23 protein-coding genes, 1 tRNA gene and 1 rRNA gene are annotated in these 19390 nt (G+C 54.7%); 14 read left to right on the forward strand and 11 right to left on the reverse strand.

Annotated elements, in window-relative coordinates; genetic code table 11:
- Nucleotides 1-72 precede the first annotated feature (72 nt).
- On the forward strand, nt 73-603 hold the full coding sequence (locus DD606_RS10290) for a lipocalin family protein (protein ID WP_129258588.1): 531 nt from the start codon (nt 73-75) through the stop codon (nt 601-603).
- Here the strand turns inward: DD606_RS10290 and sugE are convergent.
- A complete protein-coding gene (gene sugE / locus DD606_RS10295; RefSeq protein ID WP_003855944.1) occupies nt 600-917 on the reverse strand; it encodes a quaternary ammonium compound efflux SMR transporter SugE in 318 nt (105 codons plus the stop codon). The two genes, DD606_RS10290 and sugE, sit on opposite strands and share 4 nt — an antisense overlap.
- 262 nt (nt 918-1179) lie before the next feature.
- Here sugE and DD606_RS10300 point away from each other — a divergent pair, with 262 nt between their 5' ends.
- A complete protein-coding gene (locus DD606_RS10300; RefSeq protein ID WP_022650247.1) occupies nt 1180-1779 on the forward strand; it encodes a LuxR C-terminal-related transcriptional regulator in 600 nt (199 codons plus the stop codon).
- A gap of 37 nt (nt 1780-1816) precedes the next feature.
- Here DD606_RS10300 and ecnB read toward each other — a convergent pair whose 3' ends face one another.
- From ecnB to efp, 3 genes are all read right to left on the reverse strand, one after another.
- Nucleotides 1817-1963 carry a lipoprotein toxin entericidin B gene (ecnB, locus tag DD606_RS10305; protein WP_003855942.1) on the reverse strand — a complete coding sequence of 49 codons (147 nt, stop codon included), beginning with the start codon at nt 1961-1963 and terminating at the stop codon, nt 1817-1819.
- A 108-nt stretch (nt 1964-2071) separates the two neighbouring features.
- Complete coding sequence (locus DD606_RS10310; protein WP_003855941.1) at nt 2072-2203, reverse strand: entericidin A/B family lipoprotein; 132 nt, start codon at nt 2201-2203, stop codon at nt 2072-2074.
- A gap of 57 nt (nt 2204-2260) precedes the next feature.
- Nucleotides 2261-2827, reverse strand: coding sequence for an elongation factor P (gene efp, locus DD606_RS10315; protein WP_003855940.1), 567 nt, complete (start codon nt 2825-2827; stop codon nt 2261-2263).
- A 40-nt stretch (nt 2828-2867) separates the two neighbouring features.
- Between efp and epmB the strand changes: the two genes are divergently transcribed.
- Complete coding sequence (gene epmB / locus DD606_RS10320) at nt 2868-3896, forward strand: EF-P beta-lysylation protein EpmB (RefSeq protein ID WP_003855939.1); 1029 nt, start codon at nt 2868-2870, stop codon at nt 3894-3896.
- Nucleotides 3897-3961: 65 nt separating this feature from the next.
- On the opposite strand, the gene DD606_RS10325 is transcribed toward epmB, so the two are convergent.
- On the reverse strand, nt 3962-4315 hold the full coding sequence (locus DD606_RS10325; protein WP_003855938.1) for a DUF4156 domain-containing protein: 354 nt from the start codon (nt 4313-4315) through the stop codon (nt 3962-3964).
- 233 nt (nt 4316-4548) lie between these two features.
- Between DD606_RS10325 and DD606_RS10330 the strand changes: the two genes are divergently transcribed.
- Genes DD606_RS10330 through iadA form a run of 3 tightly spaced genes read left to right on the forward strand, consistent with a single transcriptional unit; the run spans nt 4549 to nt 6828 of the window.
- On the forward strand, nt 4549-5196 hold the full coding sequence (locus DD606_RS10330) for a nucleoside recognition domain-containing protein (protein WP_022650246.1): 648 nt from the start codon (nt 4549-4551) through the stop codon (nt 5194-5196).
- On the forward strand, nt 5193-5654 hold the full coding sequence (locus DD606_RS10335) for a YjiG family protein (protein WP_032661233.1): 462 nt from the start codon (nt 5193-5195) through the stop codon (nt 5652-5654). Before DD606_RS10330 ends, DD606_RS10335 begins: the two co-directional genes overlap by 4 nt.
- A gap of 10 nt (nt 5655-5664) precedes the next feature.
- On the forward strand, nt 5665-6828 hold the full coding sequence (iadA, locus tag DD606_RS10340) for a beta-aspartyl-peptidase (protein WP_109949043.1): 1164 nt from the start codon (nt 5665-5667) through the stop codon (nt 6826-6828).
- Between the two features lie 66 nt (nt 6829-6894).
- On the opposite strand, the gene groL is transcribed toward iadA, so the two are convergent.
- Together groL and DD606_RS10350 are read right to left on the reverse strand one after the other, a co-directional pair.
- Entirely contained in the window at nt 6895-8541 is a 1647-nt protein-coding gene (groL, locus tag DD606_RS10345) for a chaperonin GroEL (RefSeq protein ID WP_003855930.1), read from the reverse strand.
- Between the two features lie 40 nt (nt 8542-8581).
- Nucleotides 8582-8875, reverse strand: coding sequence for a co-chaperone GroES (locus tag DD606_RS10350; protein ID WP_003855929.1), 294 nt, complete (start codon nt 8873-8875; stop codon nt 8582-8584).
- Nucleotides 8876-9053: 178 nt separating this feature from the next.
- On the opposite strand from DD606_RS10350, the gene yjeH reads away from it, so the two are divergent.
- The gene (gene yjeH / locus DD606_RS10355; RefSeq protein WP_045337467.1) at nt 9054-10301 is read left to right on the forward strand and encodes an L-methionine/branched-chain amino acid transporter; all 1248 of its coding nucleotides are present in this window, start codon (nt 9054-9056) and stop codon (nt 10299-10301) included.
- 23 nt (nt 10302-10324) lie between these two features.
- On the opposite strand, the gene DD606_RS10360 is transcribed toward yjeH, so the two are convergent.
- Nucleotides 10325-10789 carry an FxsA family protein gene (locus DD606_RS10360; RefSeq protein WP_003855925.1) on the reverse strand — a complete coding sequence of 155 codons (465 nt, stop codon included), beginning with the start codon at nt 10787-10789 and terminating at the stop codon, nt 10325-10327.
- Between the two features lie 334 nt (nt 10790-11123).
- Here DD606_RS10360 and aspA point away from each other — a divergent pair, with 334 nt between their 5' ends.
- From aspA to DD606_RS10385, 5 genes are all read left to right on the forward strand, one after another.
- Nucleotides 11124-12560 carry an aspartate ammonia-lyase gene (aspA, locus tag DD606_RS10365; RefSeq protein WP_003855923.1) on the forward strand — a complete coding sequence of 479 codons (1437 nt, stop codon included), beginning with the start codon at nt 11124-11126 and terminating at the stop codon, nt 12558-12560.
- 116 nt (nt 12561-12676) lie between these two features.
- Nucleotides 12677-13978 (forward strand): anaerobic C4-dicarboxylate transporter, encoded by a 1302-nt coding sequence (locus DD606_RS10370; protein WP_003855921.1) that lies wholly within the window; start codon nt 12677-12679, stop codon nt 13976-13978.
- A gap of 113 nt (nt 13979-14091) precedes the next feature.
- Nucleotides 14092-14415, forward strand: a complete 324-nt coding sequence (gene cutA / locus DD606_RS10375; protein WP_003855908.1) for a divalent cation tolerance protein CutA — start codon at nt 14092-14094, stop codon at nt 14413-14415.
- A complete protein-coding gene (locus tag DD606_RS10380; protein WP_023324030.1) occupies nt 14391-16100 on the forward strand; it encodes a protein-disulfide reductase DsbD in 1710 nt (569 codons plus the stop codon). Before cutA ends, DD606_RS10380 begins: the two co-directional genes overlap by 25 nt.
- A 49-nt stretch (nt 16101-16149) precedes the next feature.
- Nucleotides 16150-16725 carry a transcriptional regulator gene (locus tag DD606_RS10385; protein ID WP_017383972.1) on the forward strand — a complete coding sequence of 192 codons (576 nt, stop codon included), beginning with the start codon at nt 16150-16152 and terminating at the stop codon, nt 16723-16725.
- Here the strand turns inward: DD606_RS10385 and DD606_RS10390 are convergent.
- Both DD606_RS10390 and DD606_RS10395 read right to left on the reverse strand, forming a co-directional pair.
- Nucleotides 16722-17312: a LysE family translocator gene (locus DD606_RS10390; protein WP_003855903.1), complete on the reverse strand. Its 591-nt coding sequence runs from the start codon at nt 17310-17312 to the stop codon at nt 16722-16724. The two genes, DD606_RS10385 and DD606_RS10390, sit on opposite strands and share 4 nt — an antisense overlap.
- Nucleotides 17313-17349: 37 nt before the next feature.
- On the reverse strand, nt 17350-18195 hold the full coding sequence (locus tag DD606_RS10395; RefSeq protein ID WP_129258590.1) for an AraC family transcriptional regulator: 846 nt from the start codon (nt 18193-18195) through the stop codon (nt 17350-17352).
- A gap of 169 nt (nt 18196-18364) precedes the next feature.
- Here DD606_RS10395 and DD606_RS10400 point away from each other — a divergent pair.
- Together DD606_RS10400 and DD606_RS10405 are read left to right on the forward strand one after the other, a co-directional pair.
- A tRNA-Phe gene (locus DD606_RS10400) sits at nt 18365-18440 on the forward strand.
- Nucleotides 18441-18553: 113 nt separating this feature from the next.
- On the forward strand, nt 18554-19174 hold the full coding sequence (locus DD606_RS10405) for a DUF2238 domain-containing protein (RefSeq protein WP_129258592.1): 621 nt from the start codon (nt 18554-18556) through the stop codon (nt 19172-19174).
- A gap of 95 nt (nt 19175-19269) precedes the next feature.
- Here the strand turns inward: DD606_RS10405 and rrf are convergent.
- A 5S ribosomal RNA gene (gene rrf / locus DD606_RS10410) occupies nt 19270-19385 on the reverse strand.
- Nucleotides 19386-19390 lie beyond the last annotated feature (5 nt).

The following is a 19390-nucleotide window of genomic DNA, read 5'->3' on the forward strand; positions in this document are numbered from 1 at the left end:
AACACCCTACACAATCTCCCGCATTTTCCCTGCTGTCATCTACACTTAACAAAAAACAGTAAGGAAACTCCTATGCGCATTCTGCCTGTTATTGCCGCAGTAACAGCCGCGTTTTTAGTGGTTGCTTGCAGTTCCCCTACTCCTCCGCCTGGCGTCACGGTAGTCAGTAATTTCGACGCACAGCGCTTCCTCGGCACCTGGTATGAAATCGCCCGAATGGACCATCAGTTCGAACGGGGCTTAGAAAAAGTCACGGTCAACTACAGCGCGATGGATGACGGCGGGATCCAGGTCATTAACCGCGGCTATAACCCGGATCGCCAGATGTGGCAGCAGTCAGTTGGTCAGGCCTATTTCACCGGCGCGTCTAACCGCGCGGCCATGAAAGTCTCTTTCATCGGCCCATTCTACGGCGGGTATAACGTCATTGCGCTGGACAGAGAGTACCGCCATGCGCTGGTGTGTGGGCCGGATCGCAACTATCTGTGGCTCCTCTCCCGCACGCCAACGATCCCGGCGGAAATGAAACAGCAGATGCTGGACATAGCGACCCGGCAAGGGTTTGACGTGACGAAATTACTCTGGGTAAAACAGCCGCATTAGTGGGTACTGAGTTTTAACCCGATGATACCCGCGACGATTAACGCGAGGCTGGCGATGCGCGCCAGGCTCGCAGACTCCCCCAGCAGCAGAATACCGGTAATGGCAGCCCCTACCGCGCCAATTCCCGTCCAGACAGCGTAAGCCGTTCCGACTGGCAAGCTTCGCATCGCCCATGACAACATGACGATACTGACAATCATTGCGGCGATAGTGATGACGCTGGGCGTCAGGCGGGTAAAACCATGGGTATATTTCAGGCCAATTGCCCATACCACTTCGAGCAAACCGGCAATAACAAGAACGATCCAGGACATATCAGGCTCCTTAACTTAACGACAAGTTGGGGCCGTCCCCGATGAATGAAGCGCTTACGGGTCGTCCCGCAAGGCTGAGGTTGCGCCTTATATTTTGGTTAGCATGGAATTTTTTTTCAAACTTTTTCTGCTGAACATGTTAAGGCAAGAAATAGCCTCAGTAAGACACGGAGTTCAGGCATTTATGACTCATCCGACTTCTCTATGATGATAGGCTTTCTGATGGCAGGAAGCCAAACCACTAGCCGACTGCGAAAATTTTATGTTTAAAATTCTTTTGATTGACCGTTGTCACTTCACCCGCACGGGATTTGAAGCCTGGGTCAATCATTCAGACCTGTTTTCGGGTCATTTCGTCGTAACCGGGGTAAATAATCTTTTCCTCGCCAGAGAGCATATCCTGCAATGGAAACCTGCGCTGGTCATCGCTGATTTATCTGGCTTCCGGCAGGATTTACACCATTTTCAGCAGCTATCCTCCCTGCTGATTGCCAGCGAAACATTGCCTTTTATTATGCTGCAATCAGGCCAGGAGCAAGAGATGACAGATTATCTGGCGCAGTTCCCGATATGGTCTTCTCTTTCCAAAAATACCGATCTGGAAAAACTAGCGGCGGTGATAAATGACGCGCTAACGTCATGCGCAAGCGCGGAGCTTCCGGAGATGGCAGCACCGTTACTGACGCGTCAGGAAGAGAGAGTTCTTAGCCTGTGGATGGATGGCGCGAGCAACCAGAAAATTGCCAGCAATCTGCGCATTAACGGAAAAACGGTGTACACGTACAAACGCAATATCCGCATGAAGCTACATATGGATACGCGCTACTCCCCGTTTTTATCGCTACAGGAAGTGGAGAATTGACGGTACGGTGAAATGACCTGCCGTACCGTCGCTTTCATTAGTTCTGAGCTTTAGTTGCTGCGCCAGAAATCGCGTTACCACCGTCGGAGATATCTTCCCCTACGCCACGGGTGGTGTTACATGCAGTCAGTACCGAAGAAAGCACCAGAACAGAAAAGATCGCTGCAATTGTTTTCTTAACCATAATATCTTCCTTTTATAGCCAAAGTTATTTTGTGTATAGCAACTTAAGAATAGACAAGATCTTGTCGTTTGACGGAAAAGGAAGAATTTTTAGGAAAATTAGACGGAATTAGCTGGCCGCATGGGAAATGATATGGCCGAGATCCTGGATATCTTCACCCATGCCACGCGCGGTGTTGCAACCGGAGAGAATTGCGCTGGAGAGCGCTAACAGAAGCAGAATTTTAACGGTACGTTTCATCTTCCCTGCCTGCAAAATCAGGCGCAGCGGGCGCTGCGCCTTACATCACGACGTAAATTACTTCACGCGGGATACGTATTCGCCGGAGCGGGTATCCACTTTGATCACTTCACCGATCTGTACGAACAGTGGCACTTTCACCACAGCGCCGGTAGACAGGGTGGCAGGCTTGCCGCCAGTACCTGCGGTATCACCTTTCAGACCTGGATCGGTTTCAACGATTTCCAGCTCAACGAAGTTCGGAGGCGTAACCGCGATAGGCTGACCGTTCCACAGGGTCACGATGCACTCAGCCTGATCCAGCAGCCACTTGGCGTTGTCACCAATCGCTTTTGCGTCCGCAGACAGCTGCTCGAAGGTTTCGTTGTTCATGAAGTGCCAGAACTCACCGTCGTTGTACAGGTAAGTCAGGTTCATATCGACAACATCAGCGCCTTCAGCGGAGTCAGTAGATTTGAAGGTTTTCTCAACACGGGTACCGGTCAGCAGGCGACGCAGCTTTACGCGTGCGAATGCCTGGCCTTTACCTGGTTTAACGAATTCGCTGGCTTCAACCGCGTACGGTTCGCCGTCCATCATGATTTTAAGACCAGCACGAAAATCGTTGCTATAGTACGTTGCCATAAGGCCCTCTAAATTTGTTAACTGGTAGCTAAGCCACAAAATGGCGCATATTGTAACCCTAAACACCCCGTCCAGAGAAGATTGGTTATCGCAACTTGCCGATGTAATCACCAGTCCTGATGAATTGCTGCGTCTTTTAGACCTCGAACAGCACGAAGCGTTGCGTGCAGGTCGTGAGGCGAAACGCCTTTTCGCCCTGCGCGTTCCCCGCGCGTTTGTTGCCCGAATGGAAAAGGGCAATCCTGATGATCCGTTATTAAAACAAACGCTTACCTCTCAGGATGAGTTTATTACCGCCCCCGGCTACAGCACCGATCCGCTGCAAGAGCAGAACAGTGTCGTACCGGGTTTGCTGCATAAATACCGCAATCGTGCCCTGCTGCTGGTTAAGGGCGGTTGCGCGGTAAATTGCCGCTATTGCTTCCGTCGCCACTTCCCGTACGCCGAAAACCAGGGCAATAAGCGCAACTGGCAGGTGGCGCTGGACTACATCACGGCACACCCGGAACTGGATGAAATCATTTTTTCCGGCGGCGATCCGCTGATGGCAAAAGATCATGAGCTGGACTGGCTGCTGACTCAGCTTGAGACCATCCCGCACATTAAGCGTCTGCGCATTCACAGCCGTTTACCGATCGTCATCCCGGCGCGTATCACCGACGCCCTGGTCACGCGCCTGGAGCAGTCCCGTTTGCAGGTGCTGCTGGTGAATCATATCAACCACGCGAATGAAATTGACGCGGACTTTCGTGCGGCGATGGCGCGTATGCGAAAGGCAGGCGTGACGCTGCTCAACCAGAGCGTATTACTGCGCGGCGTGAACGACAGCGCCCGCGTGCTGGCCGATCTCAGCAATGCCTTATTTGATGCGGGCGTTATGCCCTATTACCTGCATGTTCTGGATCGCGTCCAGGGCGCGGCGCACTTCATGGTGACAGATGAAGAGGCCCGGAAGATTATGCGCGAGCTGTTAACGCTGGTTTCAGGTTATATGGTGCCGAAGCTGGCACGTGAGATTGGCGGAGAGCCGAGTAAGACGCCGCTGGATTTGCAGCTGCGTCAGCAGTAAAAAGGCAGGTGGCGCTACGCTTACCTGCCCTGGAGATAAAGCGGCAGCACCATCAAACGGTTATATCAGTTCGGGCACTTATAGACCTGGCCGTTCATCTGGCTGGCGGTTGGCACAAAGCTGGACAGCATCCCCTGCGTCGGGCTGCTCACCCCGTAAATCACGTTGCCGCCCATTGCCGCAGCCTGATTACGCAGGGCATTGGCCGCACCGCGCATAGAGCCGCCCTCTTCGCCGTGCTGCCCCGACATCCAGTTGCTTTGCTCGCCAGTGGCGGTGCCTAACAGCTGGCATTCGCTGCCCGGCTTATCTTCCACAAAGCGAACGCTCTGGCCCGCTGCCGTCAGCTCATTGCTGGTGCTACAACCCGCCAGCAGCAATGCTGCACCTACAATCCCTGCACAGACTTTTATGCGCATGTTATTCCTCGTTTTCAATAAGCTGGACAGTAGTTGTCCGCGTGTAAACCTTATACTAAAAAGATGACCAAAAGAAAAATGCTGAGCATTTCTGCGAGCCAGATTCCGCTGGCACTCCTCCGACATCTTAAATGAATTCTGATAATAACCTTTGGGATATCGTGTTTTAGCCCCCGATCGTTTTTAGTGATGCGACGTACAACTTTTGTACGCGACTCAAAAAAGGGGGTTTCATGAGTGCATCATCCTCAGGAGAGGAAAAAGTAACCTGGGTGGGCTATCTGGCGTTCGTGCTCACCATCGTATTTTTCTCAGGTTTTTTCGCCAAAAGTACCGAATGGTGGCGCGTGCTGGATTTTACCGTCCTGAACGGCAGCTTTGGACCGGTGAACGGTGCGCTGACGTTTCGCGGCGAGGGCGGCACGGGAGCGAAAGATGGGTTTTTGTTTGCCCTTGAACTGGCGCCCTCGGTCATTTTATCGCTCGGGATCATTGCCGTTACCGAGGGGCTGGGCGGGCTGCGCGCCGCACAACAGCTTATGACGCCCATTCTGCGCCCGCTGCTCGGCGTGCCGGGCATTTGCTCTCTGGCGCTTATCGCCAACCTGCAAAATACTGATGCTGCCGCAGGGATGACCAAAGAGTTGACCAACGAAGGGGCGATTACTGACCATGAGCGCGCCATTTTCGCCACCTTCCAGACCAGCGGTAGCGCCATTATTACCAACTATTTTTCTTCCGGCGCTGCACTCTTTACCTTTATTACCGTCCCGGTAATCACGCCGCTTGCCGTCATTCTGGTGTTCAAATTTGTTGGCGCGAACTTTCTGCGACTGTGGATCGCCCACATGGAAGTTCGCTGCGCTCAGGAGGAAAAATGATCGCCCAGTCGCGTAAAAATATCATGGACTTGTTTATCGATGGCGCCCGCCGCGGCTTTACCATCGCCACCACCAGCCTGCTGCCGAACGTGGTCATGGCGTTTGTTATCATTCAGGCGCTCAAGGTAACCGGCCTGCTGGATATTGTCGGCAGGGTATGCGAGCCCATCATGGCTCTGTGGGGACTTCCGGGTGCGGCGGCAACGGTTCTTCTGGCCTCGGTGATGAGCATGGGGGGCGGTGTGGGGGTCTGCGCCAGTCTGGTCGCTGCCGGCACGCTCAACGGTCACGATGCCACCATCCTGCTGCCCGCCATCTATCTGATGGGTAATCCGGTGCAAAACACGGGCCGTTGCCTTGGCACCGCAGGCGTCAACCCGAAGTATTATCCGCACATCATCGCTGTCTGCGTCATTAACGCCCTGCTCTCAATGTGGGTGATGCAACTACTCTTCTGAGGAGATAAAAATGGATTTTTCAGTGCTGGAACCGCACCTTTTCCGCAATGCGCAGCTTTACGCTCCCGAGGATCTTGGGCATTGCGATCTGCTGATTGCCGGAGGAAAAATCGTCGCAGTCGAAAAAGCTGGCCACGCCACAATGAGGCCAGACTGCCCTGAAAGCGATCTCGCCGGAGCGGTGGTTTGCCCGGGGTTTATCGATCAGCATGTACACCTGATTGGCGGCGGCGGTGAAGCCGGTCCCCACACCCGGACGCCAGAGGTACGATTGTCTGCGCTGGTGGCGGCTGGCATCACCTCCGTTGTAGGCCTGCTGGGCACCGACGGCGTGACCCGCCATCCCGAGTCGCTGCTGGCGAAAACGCGGGCACTTGAGCATGAAGGGATCAGCGCATGGATGCTGACAGGCGCGTATGGCCTGCCTTCTCCGACGATCACTGGCAGTATCGAAAAGGATGTGGCGCTAATTGATAAAATCATTGGCGTGAAATGCGCGATTTCTGACCATCGCTCTTCCGCACCGGCAGATGACCAGCTCGCGAATATGGCCGCCCAGTCACGCGTCGGCGGGCTGCTGGGCGCCAAAGCGGGGATATCCGTATTTCACCTCGGCAACAGCCCTAAACTGCTGGAGCCACTGCTTAACATCCTGAATAACGCCGACGTGCCTCGCACGAAGCTGCTGCCAACCCACGTCAACCGCGCCCAGGCACTGTTCCACGCCGCACTGGACTATGCCCGCGAAGGGGGGTACATCGACATCACCACCAGCATCAGTGAGCCCATTGATGCCGCTACCGCCATCGCGACGGCCCGTGACGCGCAGGTGCCGTTTAACCGGCTCACGCTCAGCTCGGATGGCAACGGCAGCCAGCCGAATTTTGACGCAAACGGTAATCTTGTTGGCATTGGCGTGGCGGATTTTGAGTCCCTGCTTGATACGCTACAGCAGCTGGTCGGCCGGTATCACCTGCCTCTGGAGGAGGCACTTCTGCCATTTACGCGTAACGTGGCGGAGTTTCTCGGTCTGGAGCATAAAGGGCGGATCGCGCCCGGATGCGATGCCGATTTCCTGGTGCTGACGGATGACCTGAAGCTCCGTGAGGTCTGGGCGAAAGGCCGCCAGATGGTGCGTGAAGGCGTGGTGTGCGTGAAAGGCACGTTTGAGTAGAAGATAATAAAAAAACCCCGGGCATTGCTGCCCGGGGCTCGTTCTGAGAGGTTCAGAACAGCATGATTACATCATGCCGCCCATGCCACCCATGCCGCCCATACCACCAGCAGCACCTAAGTCAGGCGCGTCGCCTTTAGGCAGGTCGGTCACCATGCACTCGGTCGTGATCATCAGGCCAGCTACAGATGCCGCGTATTGCAGAGCAGAACGGGTCACTTTAGTTGGATCCAGGATACCGAAGTCGATCATGTTGCCGTATTCTTCAGTTGCCGCGTTGTAACCGTAGTTACCTTCACCCGCTTTCACCTTGTTCGCAACCACAGACGGCTCTTCACCGGCGTTGGACACGATCTGACGCAGCGGAGCTTCCATTGCACGCAGCGCAACTTTGATACCCACGTTCTGGTCTTCGTTCTGAGCAGTCAGGCCAGCCAGTTTAGCGGCTACACGCACCAGCGCGACACCACCACCAGCAACCACGCCTTCTTCTACCGCAGCACGGGTCGCGTGCAGGGCGTCGTCAACGCGTGCTTTCTTCTCTTTCATTTCAACTTCGGTAGCCGCACCGACTTTGATTACCGCTACGCCACCTGCCAGTTTCGCTACGCGCTCCTGGAGTTTTTCACGGTCGTAATCGGAAGTTGCTTCTTCGATCTGCTTACGGATCTGACCAACACGGCCCTGAATAGCGGCTTCTTCACCCACACCGTCGATGATGGTGGTGGTGTCTTTGTTGATCACAACGCGTTTCGCCTGGCCCAGGTCTTCCAGAGTCGCTTTTTCCAGCTCCATACCGATCTCTTCGGAGATCACGGTACCGCCGGTCAGGGTAGCGATATCCTGGAGCATCGCCTTACGACGATCGCCGAAGCCAGGTGCTTTAACCGCTGCCACTTTCACGATGCCACGCATGGTGTTAACCACCAGGGTCGCCAGCGCTTCGCCTTCAACGTCTTCAGCAATGATTACCAGCGGCTTGCCTGCTTTCGCAACGGCTTCCAGCACTGGCAGCATTTCGCGGATGTTGGAGATTTTCTTGTCAGCCAGCAGGATGAACGGGCTTTCCAGCTCAACAGCGCCAGTTTCTGGCTTGTTGATGAAGTATGGGGACAGGTAACCGCGGTCGAACTGCATACCTTCAACCACGTCCAGTTCGTCTTCCAGACCAGTACCGTCTTCAACGGTGATCACGCCTTCTTTACCGACTTTATCCATCGCTTCAGCGATCAGTTTACCTACGGTTTCGTCGGAGTTAGCGGAGATAGTACCAACCTGAGCAATGGCTTTAGAGTCAGAGCACGGTACGGACAGCGCTTTCAGTTCTTCAACAGCGGAAGCGACGGCTTTGTCGATACCACGTTTCAGATCCATTGGGTTCATGCCCGCAGCAACGGCTTTCAGGCCTTCGGTGATGATCGCCTGCGCCAGTACGGTCGCGGTGGTGGTACCGTCACCGGCAGCGTCGTTCGCTTTAGAGGCAACTTCTTTCACCATCTGTGCGCCCATGTTTTCGAACTTGTCTTCCAGCTCGATTTCACGTGCAACAGAAACACCATCTTTGGTGATGGTTGGCGCGCCGAAGGATTTGTCCAGCACTACGTTACGGCCTTTCGGGCCCAGAGTGACTTTCACTGCGTCTGCCAGTACGTTTACGCCGCGGAGCATTTTTACACGAGCGTCGTTACCGAATTTTACGTCTTTAGCTGCCATGTTCTTATTTCCTCAAATTCGTACAGTTTTCGTGCGTTAATTACGCTTCAACAATTGCCAGAATGTCGCTCTCGGACATGATCAACACTTCTTCATTGTCGATCTTCTCGGATTTTACGCCGTAGCCATCGTTGAAAATGACGATGTCACCAACTTTAACGTCCAGTGGCTGCACAGTTCCGTTTTCCAGGATGCGGCCCTTACCGACAGCGATGATTTCGCCACGCGTTGATTTTGCTGCTGCTGAACCGGTCAGAACGATGCCGCCAGCAGACTTGGTTTCAACTTCTTTACGTTTGACGATCACACGATCATGTAACGGACGAATACTCATTGATAGCTCTCCTTTGAGAAAGTCATTATCAGTTATGGATGACGCCGGTCCGCATGCGGTTTTCCGGCTAGTGCCCTGAGAGATGGGGATAGCTTTTTACCCCTTCAAGGGGTAATCGAAAAAAAATTTGCGAAAGTGTTACCATCCACTCTCTTTTGATGGTGGCGGGACGAGGTAAATGAGTGGACTCAGGCAGGAGTTGGGGCTGGCGCAGGGCATTGGCTTACTCTCAACGTCTTTATTAGGCACGGGGGTATTTGCGGTTCCCGCGCTGGCGGCGTTGGTTGCCGGCAATAACAGTCTTTGGGCATGGCCGGTGCTGATCGTGCTGGTGTTTCCGGTGGCGATTGTCTTTGCCATACTCGGGCGGCACTTCCCGAGCGCAGGCGGCGTAGCGCATTTTGTCGGCATGGCGTTTGGGCCGCGGATGAAGCGTGTCACCGGCTGGCTATTTTTGTCGGTGATACCCGTTGGCCTTCCGGCAGCCCTGCATATCGCAACCGGCTTCGGACAGGCGCTGTTTGGCTGGCACGATGAACAACTGCTGCTGGCTGAAATCGGTACGCTGGCGATTGTCTGGTGGGTTGGCTCGCGAGGGGCCAGTTCCAGCGCCAATCTGCAAACGCTGGTCGCCGTGTTAATTGTCGCGCTGATCGTCGCCATCTGGTTTGCGGGTGACATTACGGTGGCGGATATTCCTTTCCCCGCGATTAACGACATCGACCACGCACAGCTTTTCGCTGCACTATCCGTCATGTTCTGGTGTTTCGTCGGTCTGGAGGCGTTCGCTCATCTGGCATCCGAGTTTAAACAGCCCGAGCGTGACTTTCCCCGCGCTCTGATGATTGGCCTGATGCTGGCGGGCACAGTGTACTGGGCCTGTACCGTACTGGTGCTGCACTTCAACGCGTTCAGTGAAGAGAAAGCCGCCGCCGCGTCGCTGCCGGGCATCGTGGTGCAGCTGTTTGGTGTTAAAGCCCTGTGGGTAGCCTGCGTGATTGGCTATCTCGCCTGCTTTGCCAGCCTCAACATTTATATTCAGAGCTTCGCCCGGCTGGTGTGGTCTCAGGCACTTTATAAACCGGATAGCCCCCTCTCACGCCTGTCAAAGCGTCAGCTTCCGGTGAATGCGCTGAATACCGTACTGGGCTGCTGCGTGGTGAGTTCCCTGGCCATTTATCTCCTCGACATCAACCTTGACGCGCTGATTGTCTACGCCAACGGTATTTTCATCATGATCTACCTGCTGTGCATGCTGGCGGGCTGTCGGCTACTGAAAGGACGCTTTAAGGCGCTGGCGGCTGTCGGGTGTGTCCTGTGCCTGATGCTGCTGGCGATGGTGGGATGGAAGAGTGTGTACGCCATCGTCATGCTGGCGGGACTGTGGGTGTTTTTACCGAAGCGGCAAGCTCCGCAGGCCCGGTGAGCGAGCGCCACCGGGCCAGAAACTCACCGATCGTCTTTATGATCTAACCGGTCGCGCTGCTCATCCTTACGCTGGTATTCCCCTTCAAAGGTATCCCCCGGGCCGGTGCTGAAACCACCGCCTGGCATACGGCTGAAACGCAGATGCGGCAGCAGCTTCATGGTCAGGTGCTTCTGCACCGGCGGCAACAGCAACAGCAGGCCGAGGAAGTCTGTAAAGAAGCCCGGCAGGATCAGCAGCAAACCAGCAATAATCAGCGACACGCTTTTGATCATCTCGGCGGCCGGGCTTTCGCCTGCGGCCATCTTCTGCTGCATTAACAGGAAATTTTTGAAACCCTGATTGCGCACCAGCGACATGCCGATGACGGAGGTGAAGATCACCAGAATCAGCGTCAGCAGGACGCCCAGCACATGGGCAACCTGGATGAAAATCGAAATTTCAATGTAAACATAAAGAAAGAAAGCAATAAATGGTATCCAGCGCACTGGCATCTCCTGTATGGCAGGTGCCTTCTGGCCCTGACTGAATGTGTTCGCGAAGCGCGTAGATAAGAGATGGCGACGGTTAGCCAAATTTCAATCGGTTTGCACGGATATTTTTTCTGGAAATATTAAAGCGGTGACATATTTCACAGATTAATAATTATCATGAAATCGGGTCGATAATAAGTGATCCAGCTTACGGCAATTCGCTATCATCAGCATATGATCTCGAACATCTGGCCGATTGAGGGAATAATCGTCGGTCATAAAATATTCAAAACCACATATATACTGTGTGTTTAGTACAATCCATCGGCAGCTTGAAAAGAAGGTTCACATGTTAAACAACATTCGTATCGAAGAAGATTTGTTGGGTACCAGGGAAGTTCCAGCGGATGCCTACTATGGTGTTCACACTCTGAGAGCGATTGAAAACTTCTACATCAGCAACAGCAAAATCAGCGACATCCCTGAATTTGTGCGTGGCATGGTGATGGTAAAAAAAGCCGCGGCTCTGGCAAACAAAGAGTTGCAAACCATTCCTAAAAGCGCTGCAAATGCGATTATCGCCGCGTGCGATGAGGTGCTGAACAACGGCAAATGCATGGATCAGTTCCCGGTCGACGTCTATCAGGGCGGCGCGGGCACCTCTGTCAACATGAACACCAACGAAGTGCTGGCAAACATCGGCCTGGAGCTGATGGGTCATCAGAAAGGTGAATACCAGTACCTGAACCCGAACGACCACGTTAACAAATGTCAATCCACCAACGACGCCTACCCAACCGGCTTTCGCATCGCGGTGTATGCCTCTGTCGTCAAACTGGTCGACGCGATTAATCAGCTGGGCGATGGCTTCCAGCGTAAAGCCGTTGAGTTCCAGGACATCCTGAAAATGGGCCGTACCCAGTTGCAGGACGCGGTGCCAATGACCCTCGGACAGGAATTCCACGCGTTTAACGTGCTGCTGAACGAAGAGACGAAAAACCTGCTGCGTACGTCCGAACTGCTGCTGGAAGTGAACCTGGGCGCAACCGCCATCGGTACACGCCTGAACACGCCAGATGGCTATCAGCAACTGGCGGTACAGAAGCTGGCTGAAGTGTCCAACCTGCCGGTTGTGCCTGCGGAAGACCTGATTGAAGCTACCTCAGACTGCGGCGCCTACGTGATGGTGCACAGCGCCCTGAAACGTCTGGCGGTGAAACTGTCCAAAATCTGTAACGACCTGCGCCTGCTCTCCTCCGGTCCGCGCGCTGGCCTGAATGAAATCAACCTGCCAGAGTTGCAGGCGGGTTCATCCATCATGCCAGCTAAAGTGAACCCGGTGGTGCCAGAAGTGGTGAACCAGGTTTGCTTCAAGGTTATTGGTAACGATACGACCGTCACCATGGCTTCCGAAGCCGGTCAGCTCCAGCTGAACGTGATGGAGCCGGTGATTGGCCAGGCGATGTTTGAATCTATCCATATTCTGACCAACGCCTGCTACAACCTGCTGGAAAAATGCATTAACGGCATCACCGCGAATAAAGAAGTGTGTGAAGGCTACGTCTATAACTCCATCGGCATCGTCACCTACCTCAACCCCTTCATCGGCCACCACAACGGCGATATCGTCGGGAAGATTTGTGCCGAAACCGGTAAGAGCGTACGTGAGGTGGTTCTCGAGCGAGGATTGTTGACCGAAGCCGAACTGGACGATATCTTCTCCGCCCAGAACCTGATGCACCCGGCATATAAAGCGAAACGATATACCGATGAAAGCGAACAGTAACCGTTCAGGCTAAGCTTCCGAAAGGCACGTCACTTGTGACGTGCCTTTTTTCTTTATGGGCGTTACCAAAACACAACAATTCAATATCAACTTGTTAATGAGCAAGGCAGGTCTTTATGTTTGGAGCAGAACTCGTCATCGTCCTGTTGGCGATTTATTTGGGCGCACGACTCGGGGGAATCGGCATCGGTTTTGCTGGCGGTCTCGGAGTGCTTGTACTTACCCTGATCTTTCAGATTAAACCCGGCGCAATCCCTTTTGACGTTATCGAAATCATCATGGCGGTTATTGCTGCTATCGCGGCCATGCAGGTCGCTGGCGGTATGGACTACCTGGTGAGCCTGGCGGAGCGTATGCTGCGTCGCCATCCGAAATACATCACCTTCCTTGCCCCGCTGGTGACCTGGTTTATGACCATTCTCGCCGGTACTGGCCATACTGCCTTCTCCACGCTGCCGGTCATCACCGAAGTGGCGAAAGAGCAGGGTATTCGCCCGTCTCGCCCTCTTTCTATTGCCGTGGTCGCCTCCCAGATTGCGATTACCGCCTCGCCTATTTCCGCGGCGGTGGTCTTCTTCGCGGGCATCCTTGAGCCAATGGGCGTAAGTTACCTGACGCTGCTGGCAATCTGTATTCCGGTCACGCTGATTGCGGTAATGATCACTGCCGTGCTGTGTAACTTCCTCGGTGCCGAGCTGAAAGACGATCCGGTTTACCAGGAGCGTCTGGCAAAAGGTGAAGTGAGCCTGCGCGGTAGCCAGGTCTTCGAGCTGAAGCCGCATGCAAAACGCTCCGTGCTGCTGTTTCTGATTGGTATCGTCGCCGTGATGTTCTACGCGACCGCCATCAGCGACACGGTAGGTCTGATCCAGAACCCGGTTCTGCCGCGTAACGAAGCCATTGTGGTGTTTATGCTGACCATCGCGACGCTGATCAGCATCACCTGTAAAATCGACACCAGTGAAGTGCTGAACGCCAGCACCTTCAAATCCGGTATGAGCGCCTGCGTGTGCGTGCTGGGCGTGGCGTGGCTCGGTGATACCTTTGTGAAAGCGCACATCAGCGATATCCAGACCGTTGCAGGCGACCTGCTGCACAACTATCCGTGGCTGCTGGCAGTAGTGCTGTTCTTTGCCGCGACGCTGCTGTACTCCCAGGCTGCGACCACCAAAGCGCTGATGCCTGCGGCACTGATGCTGGGCGTGACGCCGCTGACGGCGATTGCCTCTTTTGCAGCGGTTTCCGCCCTGTTCGTGCTGCCAACCTACCCAACCCTGCTGGCCGCAGTTGAGATGGATGACACCGGCTCAACCCGTATTGGTAAGTACGTGTTTAACCACGCGTTCCTCATCCCGGGCGTGGTGGCGATTACGCTCTGCGTGATCCTCGGCTTTATCATCGGCGGCATTGTGCTGTAAACGATTAGCCGTTGTAAAAATAGTTAAAAACGGGCCGCTCTGCGGCCCGTTTCATTAATGACCAACCGCCTTGCGTGATATAGTGAAGACTTTCGTGATGAGGAGGTCGACTTGTGAACACGCCTGATGCTGTTGTTGTACTGTGCACCGCCCCTGATGAAGCTTCTGCCCAGGATCTGGCCGCCAAAGTGCTGGCCGAAAAACTGGCTGCCTGTGTCACGCTTCTTCCCGGCGCCACCTCCCTTTATTACTGGGAAGGCAAGCTGGAGCAAGAGTACGAAGTCCAGATGTTGCTCAAAACCAACCTGACAAACCAGCAGGCGCTCCTCGACTGCCTCAAGTCTCATCATCCATACCAAACCCCGGAGCTGCTGGTGCTGCCAGTGGTCCACGGCGATAACGATTATCTCTCATGGCTCAACGCTTCATTACGCTGATCCTGCTGCTGTGCAGCACGTCAGTTTTTGCCGGGTTGTTTGACGCACCCGGCCGTTCGAACTTTATTCCTGCCGACCAGGCATTCGTTTTCGACTTTCAGCAAAACCAGCACGATCTCAGTCTCACCTGGCAGGTGAAAGAGGGTTACTACCTCTATCGCAAGCAGGTCAGCATCACGCCGGCAAAGGCGAACGTCGGCGCATTGCAGATGCCCGCTGGCGTGTGGCACGAGGACGAGTTCTACGGTAAGAGTGAAATTTATCGCCAGCGCTTAAGCGTGCCCGTCACGGTGAACCATGCCGATAAAGGTGCCACATTAACGGTCACCTATCAGGGCTGCGCAGACGCCGGATTCTGTTACCCACCTGAAACAAAGGTCGTTCCGCTTAGCGAAGTGAAAGCCGCTGCCTCCCCTTTCCCCTCAGGGGAGAGGGCCAGGGTGAAGGGTGAAGGCGCAGTCGAAGCCACTTCAGACCTTCCGTTCTCAGCACTTTGGGCGTTATTGATTGGTATCGGCATCGCCTTTACGCCCTGCGTACTGCCTATGTACCCGCTTATCTCTGGCATCGTGCTGGGCGGTAAACAACGCCTTTCCACCGCCCGTGCGCTGTTGCTGGCCTTTATCTATGTACAGGGCATGGCGTTAACCTATACGGCGCTCGGCCTCGTGGTCGCCGCTGCCGGGTTGCAGTTCCAGGCCGCCCTTCAGCATCCTTATGTGCTTATCGGACTGTCAGCGGTGTTTATTCTGCTGGCGCTGTCGATGTTTGGCCTGTTCACCCTGCAACTGCCCTCTTCCCTGCAAACCCGTCTGACGCTGATGAGCAACCGTCAGCAGGGTGGCTCTGCGGGCGGCGTGTTCGCCATGGGTGCCATCGCCGGGCTGATTTGCTCCCCCTGCACCACTGCGCCGTTGAGCGCCATCCTGTTATACATTGCTCAGAGCGGCAACCTGTGGCTCGGCGGCGGCACGCTGTACCTCTACGCGCTCGGCATGGGCCTGCCGCTGATCCTGGTGACGGTGTTTGGCAATCGTCTGCTGCCGAAAAGCGGCCCGTGGATGGAGACGGTGAAAACCGCGTTTGGTTTTGTCATTCTGGCGCTGCCGGTATTTCTGCTGGAGCGCATCATCGGTGATGTGTGGGGTACACGTCTTTGGGCGATGCTCGGCGTGGCCTTCTTCAGCTGGGCGTTTATCGTGAGTCTGGGGGCGAAGAAACCGTGGATGCGCCTGCTACAGATCCTTCTGCTGGCGGCCGCGCTGGTGAGCGTCCGTCCGCTACAGGACTGGGCGTTTGGCACCCCGGCAGGTCAAACGCAGGCTCATCTGAATTTTATACAGATTAAAAACGTAGATGACCTTAACCACGCCCTGGCGCAGGCGAAAGGCAAACCGGTCTTGCTCGATCTCTATGCCGACTGGTGCGTGGCCTGCAAAGAGTTTGAAAAATACACCTTCAGCGATCCGCAGGTACAACATGCGCTGAGCGATACCGTTCTGCTCCAGGCGAACGTTACCGCCAACAGCACGCAGGATAAGGCTCTGCTGAAGCAACTTAACGTGCTCGGGTTGCCTACCATCCTGTTCTTCAATGAACAGGGGGAAGAACAGCCGACGCAGCGTGTAACCGGGTTTATGGACGCGACGGCATTCAACGCGCATTTGCGCAATCGCCAACCGTAAACAACACTTTAGACGGGACAAACCGTTGGGAATAGCGGAGGAGATAACCGTGCAACGCGAAGACGTACTGGGACAAGCCCTGCAATTGCTTGAGATTCAAGGGATCGCCAGCACCACGCTTGAGATGGTCGCCGACCGTATCGATTACCCTCTGGATGAACTTAAGCGCTTCTGGCCGGATAAAGAGGCGCTGCTGTACGATGCCCTGCGCTATCTCAGCCAGCAGGTGGATATCTGGCGCAGGCAGCTGATGCTGAATGAAGAACTGACCACCGAGCAAAAGCTGCTGGCGCGCTATACCGCACTGACGGAGTGTGTTACCAACAACCGTTACCCAGGTTGTCTGTTTATCGCCGCCTGCACCTACTATCCGGATCCTGGGCACCCCATCCATCAACTGGCAGATCAGCAAAAACGAGCCGCGCACGAGTTCACACATGAGCTGCTGACCACACTTGAAGTGGATGATCCGGCAATGGTCGCGAAGCAGATGGAGCTGGTGCTGGAAGGTTGCCTGAGCCGCATGCTGGTGAACCGTAGCCAGGCGGATGTGGATACGGCGCACCGTCTGGCGGAAGATATTTTGCGGTTCGCGCAGTGTCGTATGGGTGGTGCACTGACCTAAGCCAGCATTCCCATCCAGGCGGAAATAAACAAACACAGCGCCATCGCGCGCTGAAATCGCACCATCGCCACGGTGGTGCGGAAAATCCGGTTCACCGCCTTCCCCAGCCACGCCCAGCACAACAAACAGACCACGGAGATCGCCAGAAACCATAGCGCCATCAGCGTAATATCCCGTAATGCATGGTCGCTTGCCGGAGCAAACAGGCTGACAACTGCCAGCGCCATCATCCATGTTTTTGGGTTTACAACCTGTAGTAACGCCGCCGCCCGCGCGGTAAATCGGACGTGACTTCTGGAGGAGAGATTCGCGGCCGGGGCGCTAAACAGCTGCCAGCTCATCCAGGAAAGCCACAGCACACCCGCCCAGCTCATTACCTGACGTATCAGTGGATACTGGCGTAACACTTCTCCTGCCCCAGCGCCTGAAACCAGAACAATAGCGCTGGCGGCAATACACCCGCCCAGGATCGCAGGAACCGTATTTTTTACGCCAAAGTGCTGACTGTTAGCCAGTACCAGAATGTTGGTTGGCCCCGGTGTAATCGAGGCGACAAATGCAAACAGCAGGAAGGGTAATAAATTCACAGGTGACTCCTTTTTTATTAGAGCCACGAATGTGCCGTTATTTTCTGGAAACGTCTGGAAGGTTTGTGCACAACCGGCGGTAGTGTGCCGGAGAAATACGGTATGCACGCTGGAACCAGCGACCAAGATGGCTTTGATCGGCAAAACCCACTGCCGTCGCAACATCAACAGGCAGTTCCCCACACGCCAGCATCTGTCGGGCCTTTGCCAGTCGCAGCTGGATAAGCCAGGCGTGCGGTGCCAGGTGAAATTCGCGTTTAAAACAGCGGGTGAGGGTAAAGCGATCCGTACCCGTCTCGCGGGCAAGGTCTGATACCCCCACGTTCTCGCCGATATGCGCATAGAGATAGTCGCGGGCACGATGCGCCACAGCGGAGCTTTGTAATTGCGACGGGAGTTTCTTACGCCAGTGGCAGTGGGTAGTTATCTGAGAGAGCAGGTTATCCATTGTGCTCTGTTGGACGATCTTCATCTCATCGTTATGCAACGAGGCAAATGTATCACCGATAGCACGCACCAACTGAGGCTCTCGCGTCAGCGTTTGGGCAAAGTGGAGGGTGTAGCTCCCGGGAGTAGAGTCGTACAGCCCTTGAAGCGTACGGGTGAGCCAGTGTTCATCCAGATAAAAGGTCAGATAAGTAAAGCCCCCCTCTACCGGTGCATCACCGTCATGGATCTCCCCGGGCTCAAGTAAAAAAGCATCGCCCGGCTGGCTACGGTGGCGTTCACGGCGACAGTGAAACTGCTGCGTGCCGGAAAGGGTTATTCCGACCAGATAGCTATCATGCCAGTGGGGATCAAAAGCATGTCCTTCGAAATGCGCCTTAATTGTCTCAATACCTGTTTCTGCATGCTGACGCAGCTCAAGCCAGTCGTTTGCCATACTGCCCTCCTCTTACCGCCAGCATTGTCACATCTTGCCTGAACTGTCTGGAAGATTTGTGCAATTCCAGGACACAAACGGACAGATTGCCGCAAACTTAAGCAGTTGAACAGCTTTTCCCGAAATAATGTTGACGATCGCGCGCGATTGCGGTTTAATGCGCTCCGTTGCCCGGATAGCTCAGTCGGTAGAGCAGGGGATTGAAAATCCCCGTGTCCTTGGTTCGATTCCGAGTCCGGGCACCACTATTTAAAGAACCCAGCCTATGGCTGGGTTTTTGCTTTTCTGTCCCCGCTACGCATTGAATTTTCCCTTCTGTCAGGTAATAGTGATTTTTTTTCCTGACAATGAAAATGATATGACCTTATCTGCTTTAAAAGTCGGGTCACTGCTCCTGCTGTTGATCCTGTTTTATACCGGCCTGTTCACGAGCGATCGCGTCACCTGGTTGATGGAGGTGACGCCCGTCATTATCATCATCCCACTTCTGCTTGCCACACACCGGCGATACCCTTTGACTCCCCTTCTCTATACTCTGGTTTTCTTCCACGCCATCATTCTGATGGTTGGTGGAATGTACACCTACGCAAAGGTTCCGGTTGGTTTTGAGGTTCAGGAGATGCTCGGGCTTAGCCGAAATCCGTATGACAAGCTCGGTCACTTCTTCCAGGGGCTGGTTCCCGCACTGGCAGCGCGAGAAATTCTGCTGCGCGGTGGGTATGTTCGTGGACATAAGATGACGGGGTTTCTGGTGTGCTGTGTTGCTCTGGCCATTAGCGCCACCTATGAACTCATTGAGTGGTGGGCTGCTTTGGCGATGGGACAGGGTGCGGATGATTTTCTGGGGACGCAGGGCGATCCATGGGATACCCAGTCTGATATGTTTTGCGCGCTGCTTGGTGCGTTAACGACGGTGCTGATCCTTGGGCGTTTCCATCAGCGGCAATTGCGTCGTTTGAATGTGGATAGTGCGCTCTGAGTTGCCGGATGGCGGCTTCGCCTTACGGCCTGCCGTTTTTCAGCAAACAAACGCAAAAAGGCCATCCTTGCGGATGGCCTCTTCACTTGTTTGATGCCTGGCAGTTCCCTACTCTCACATGGGGAGACCCCACACTACCATCGGCGCTACGGCGTTTCACTTCTGAGTTCGGCATGGGGTCAGGTGGGACCACCGCGCTAAAGCCGCCAGGCAAAT

Origin of the sequence: Enterobacter cloacae complex sp. GF14B (genome assembly GCF_004136805.1) — a bacterium.
In the GTDB taxonomy this organism is placed as follows: Bacteria; Pseudomonadota; Gammaproteobacteria; order Enterobacterales; family Enterobacteriaceae; genus Enterobacter; species Enterobacter hormaechei_C.

Excerpts from the sequence above, each read along its gene's own strand:
- DD606_RS10350 (WP_003855929.1), bottom strand. The coding sequence starts at position 8,875 with ATGAGTATTCGTCCGTTACATGATCGTGTGATCGTCAAACGTAAAGAA.
- groL (WP_003855930.1), bottom strand. The coding sequence starts at position 8,541 with ATGGCAGCTAAAGACGTAAAATTCGGTAACGACGCTCGTGTAAAAATG.
- DD606_RS10405 (WP_129258592.1), top strand. The coding sequence starts at position 18,554 with ATGACCTTATCTGCTTTAAAAGTCGGGTCACTGCTCCTGCTGTTGATC.
- DD606_RS10335 (WP_032661233.1), top strand. The coding sequence starts at position 5,193 with ATGATCGCCCAGTCGCGTAAAAATATCATGGACTTGTTTATCGATGGC.
- DD606_RS10370 (WP_003855921.1), top strand. The coding sequence starts at position 12,677 with ATGTTTGGAGCAGAACTCGTCATCGTCCTGTTGGCGATTTATTTGGGC.
- aspA (WP_003855923.1), top strand. The coding sequence starts at position 11,124 with ATGTTAAACAACATTCGTATCGAAGAAGATTTGTTGGGTACCAGGGAA.
- DD606_RS10290 (WP_129258588.1), top strand. The coding sequence starts at position 73 with ATGCGCATTCTGCCTGTTATTGCCGCAGTAACAGCCGCGTTTTTAGTG.
- iadA (WP_109949043.1), top strand. The coding sequence starts at position 5,665 with ATGGATTTTTCAGTGCTGGAACCGCACCTTTTCCGCAATGCGCAGCTT.
- DD606_RS10310 (WP_003855941.1), bottom strand. The coding sequence starts at position 2,203 with ATGAAACGTACCGTTAAAATTCTGCTTCTGTTAGCGCTCTCCAGCGCA.
- epmB (WP_003855939.1), top strand. The coding sequence starts at position 2,868 with ATGGCGCATATTGTAACCCTAAACACCCCGTCCAGAGAAGATTGGTTA.
- DD606_RS10330 (WP_022650246.1), top strand. The coding sequence starts at position 4,549 with ATGAGTGCATCATCCTCAGGAGAGGAAAAAGTAACCTGGGTGGGCTAT.
- ecnB (WP_003855942.1), bottom strand. The coding sequence starts at position 1,963 with ATGGTTAAGAAAACAATTGCAGCGATCTTTTCTGTTCTGGTGCTTTCT.
- DD606_RS10300 (WP_022650247.1), top strand. The coding sequence starts at position 1,180 with ATGTTTAAAATTCTTTTGATTGACCGTTGTCACTTCACCCGCACGGGA.
- DD606_RS10395 (WP_129258590.1), bottom strand. The coding sequence starts at position 18,195 with ATGGCAAACGACTGGCTTGAGCTGCGTCAGCATGCAGAAACAGGTATT.
- yjeH (WP_045337467.1), top strand. The coding sequence starts at position 9,054 with ATGAGTGGACTCAGGCAGGAGTTGGGGCTGGCGCAGGGCATTGGCTTA.
- sugE (WP_003855944.1), bottom strand. The coding sequence starts at position 917 with ATGTCCTGGATCGTTCTTGTTATTGCCGGTTTGCTCGAAGTGGTATGG.
- DD606_RS10380 (WP_023324030.1), top strand. The coding sequence starts at position 14,391 with ATGGCTCAACGCTTCATTACGCTGATCCTGCTGCTGTGCAGCACGTCA.
- DD606_RS10325 (WP_003855938.1), bottom strand. The coding sequence starts at position 4,315 with ATGCGCATAAAAGTCTGTGCAGGGATTGTAGGTGCAGCATTGCTGCTG.
- efp (WP_003855940.1), bottom strand. The coding sequence starts at position 2,827 with ATGGCAACGTACTATAGCAACGATTTTCGTGCTGGTCTTAAAATCATG.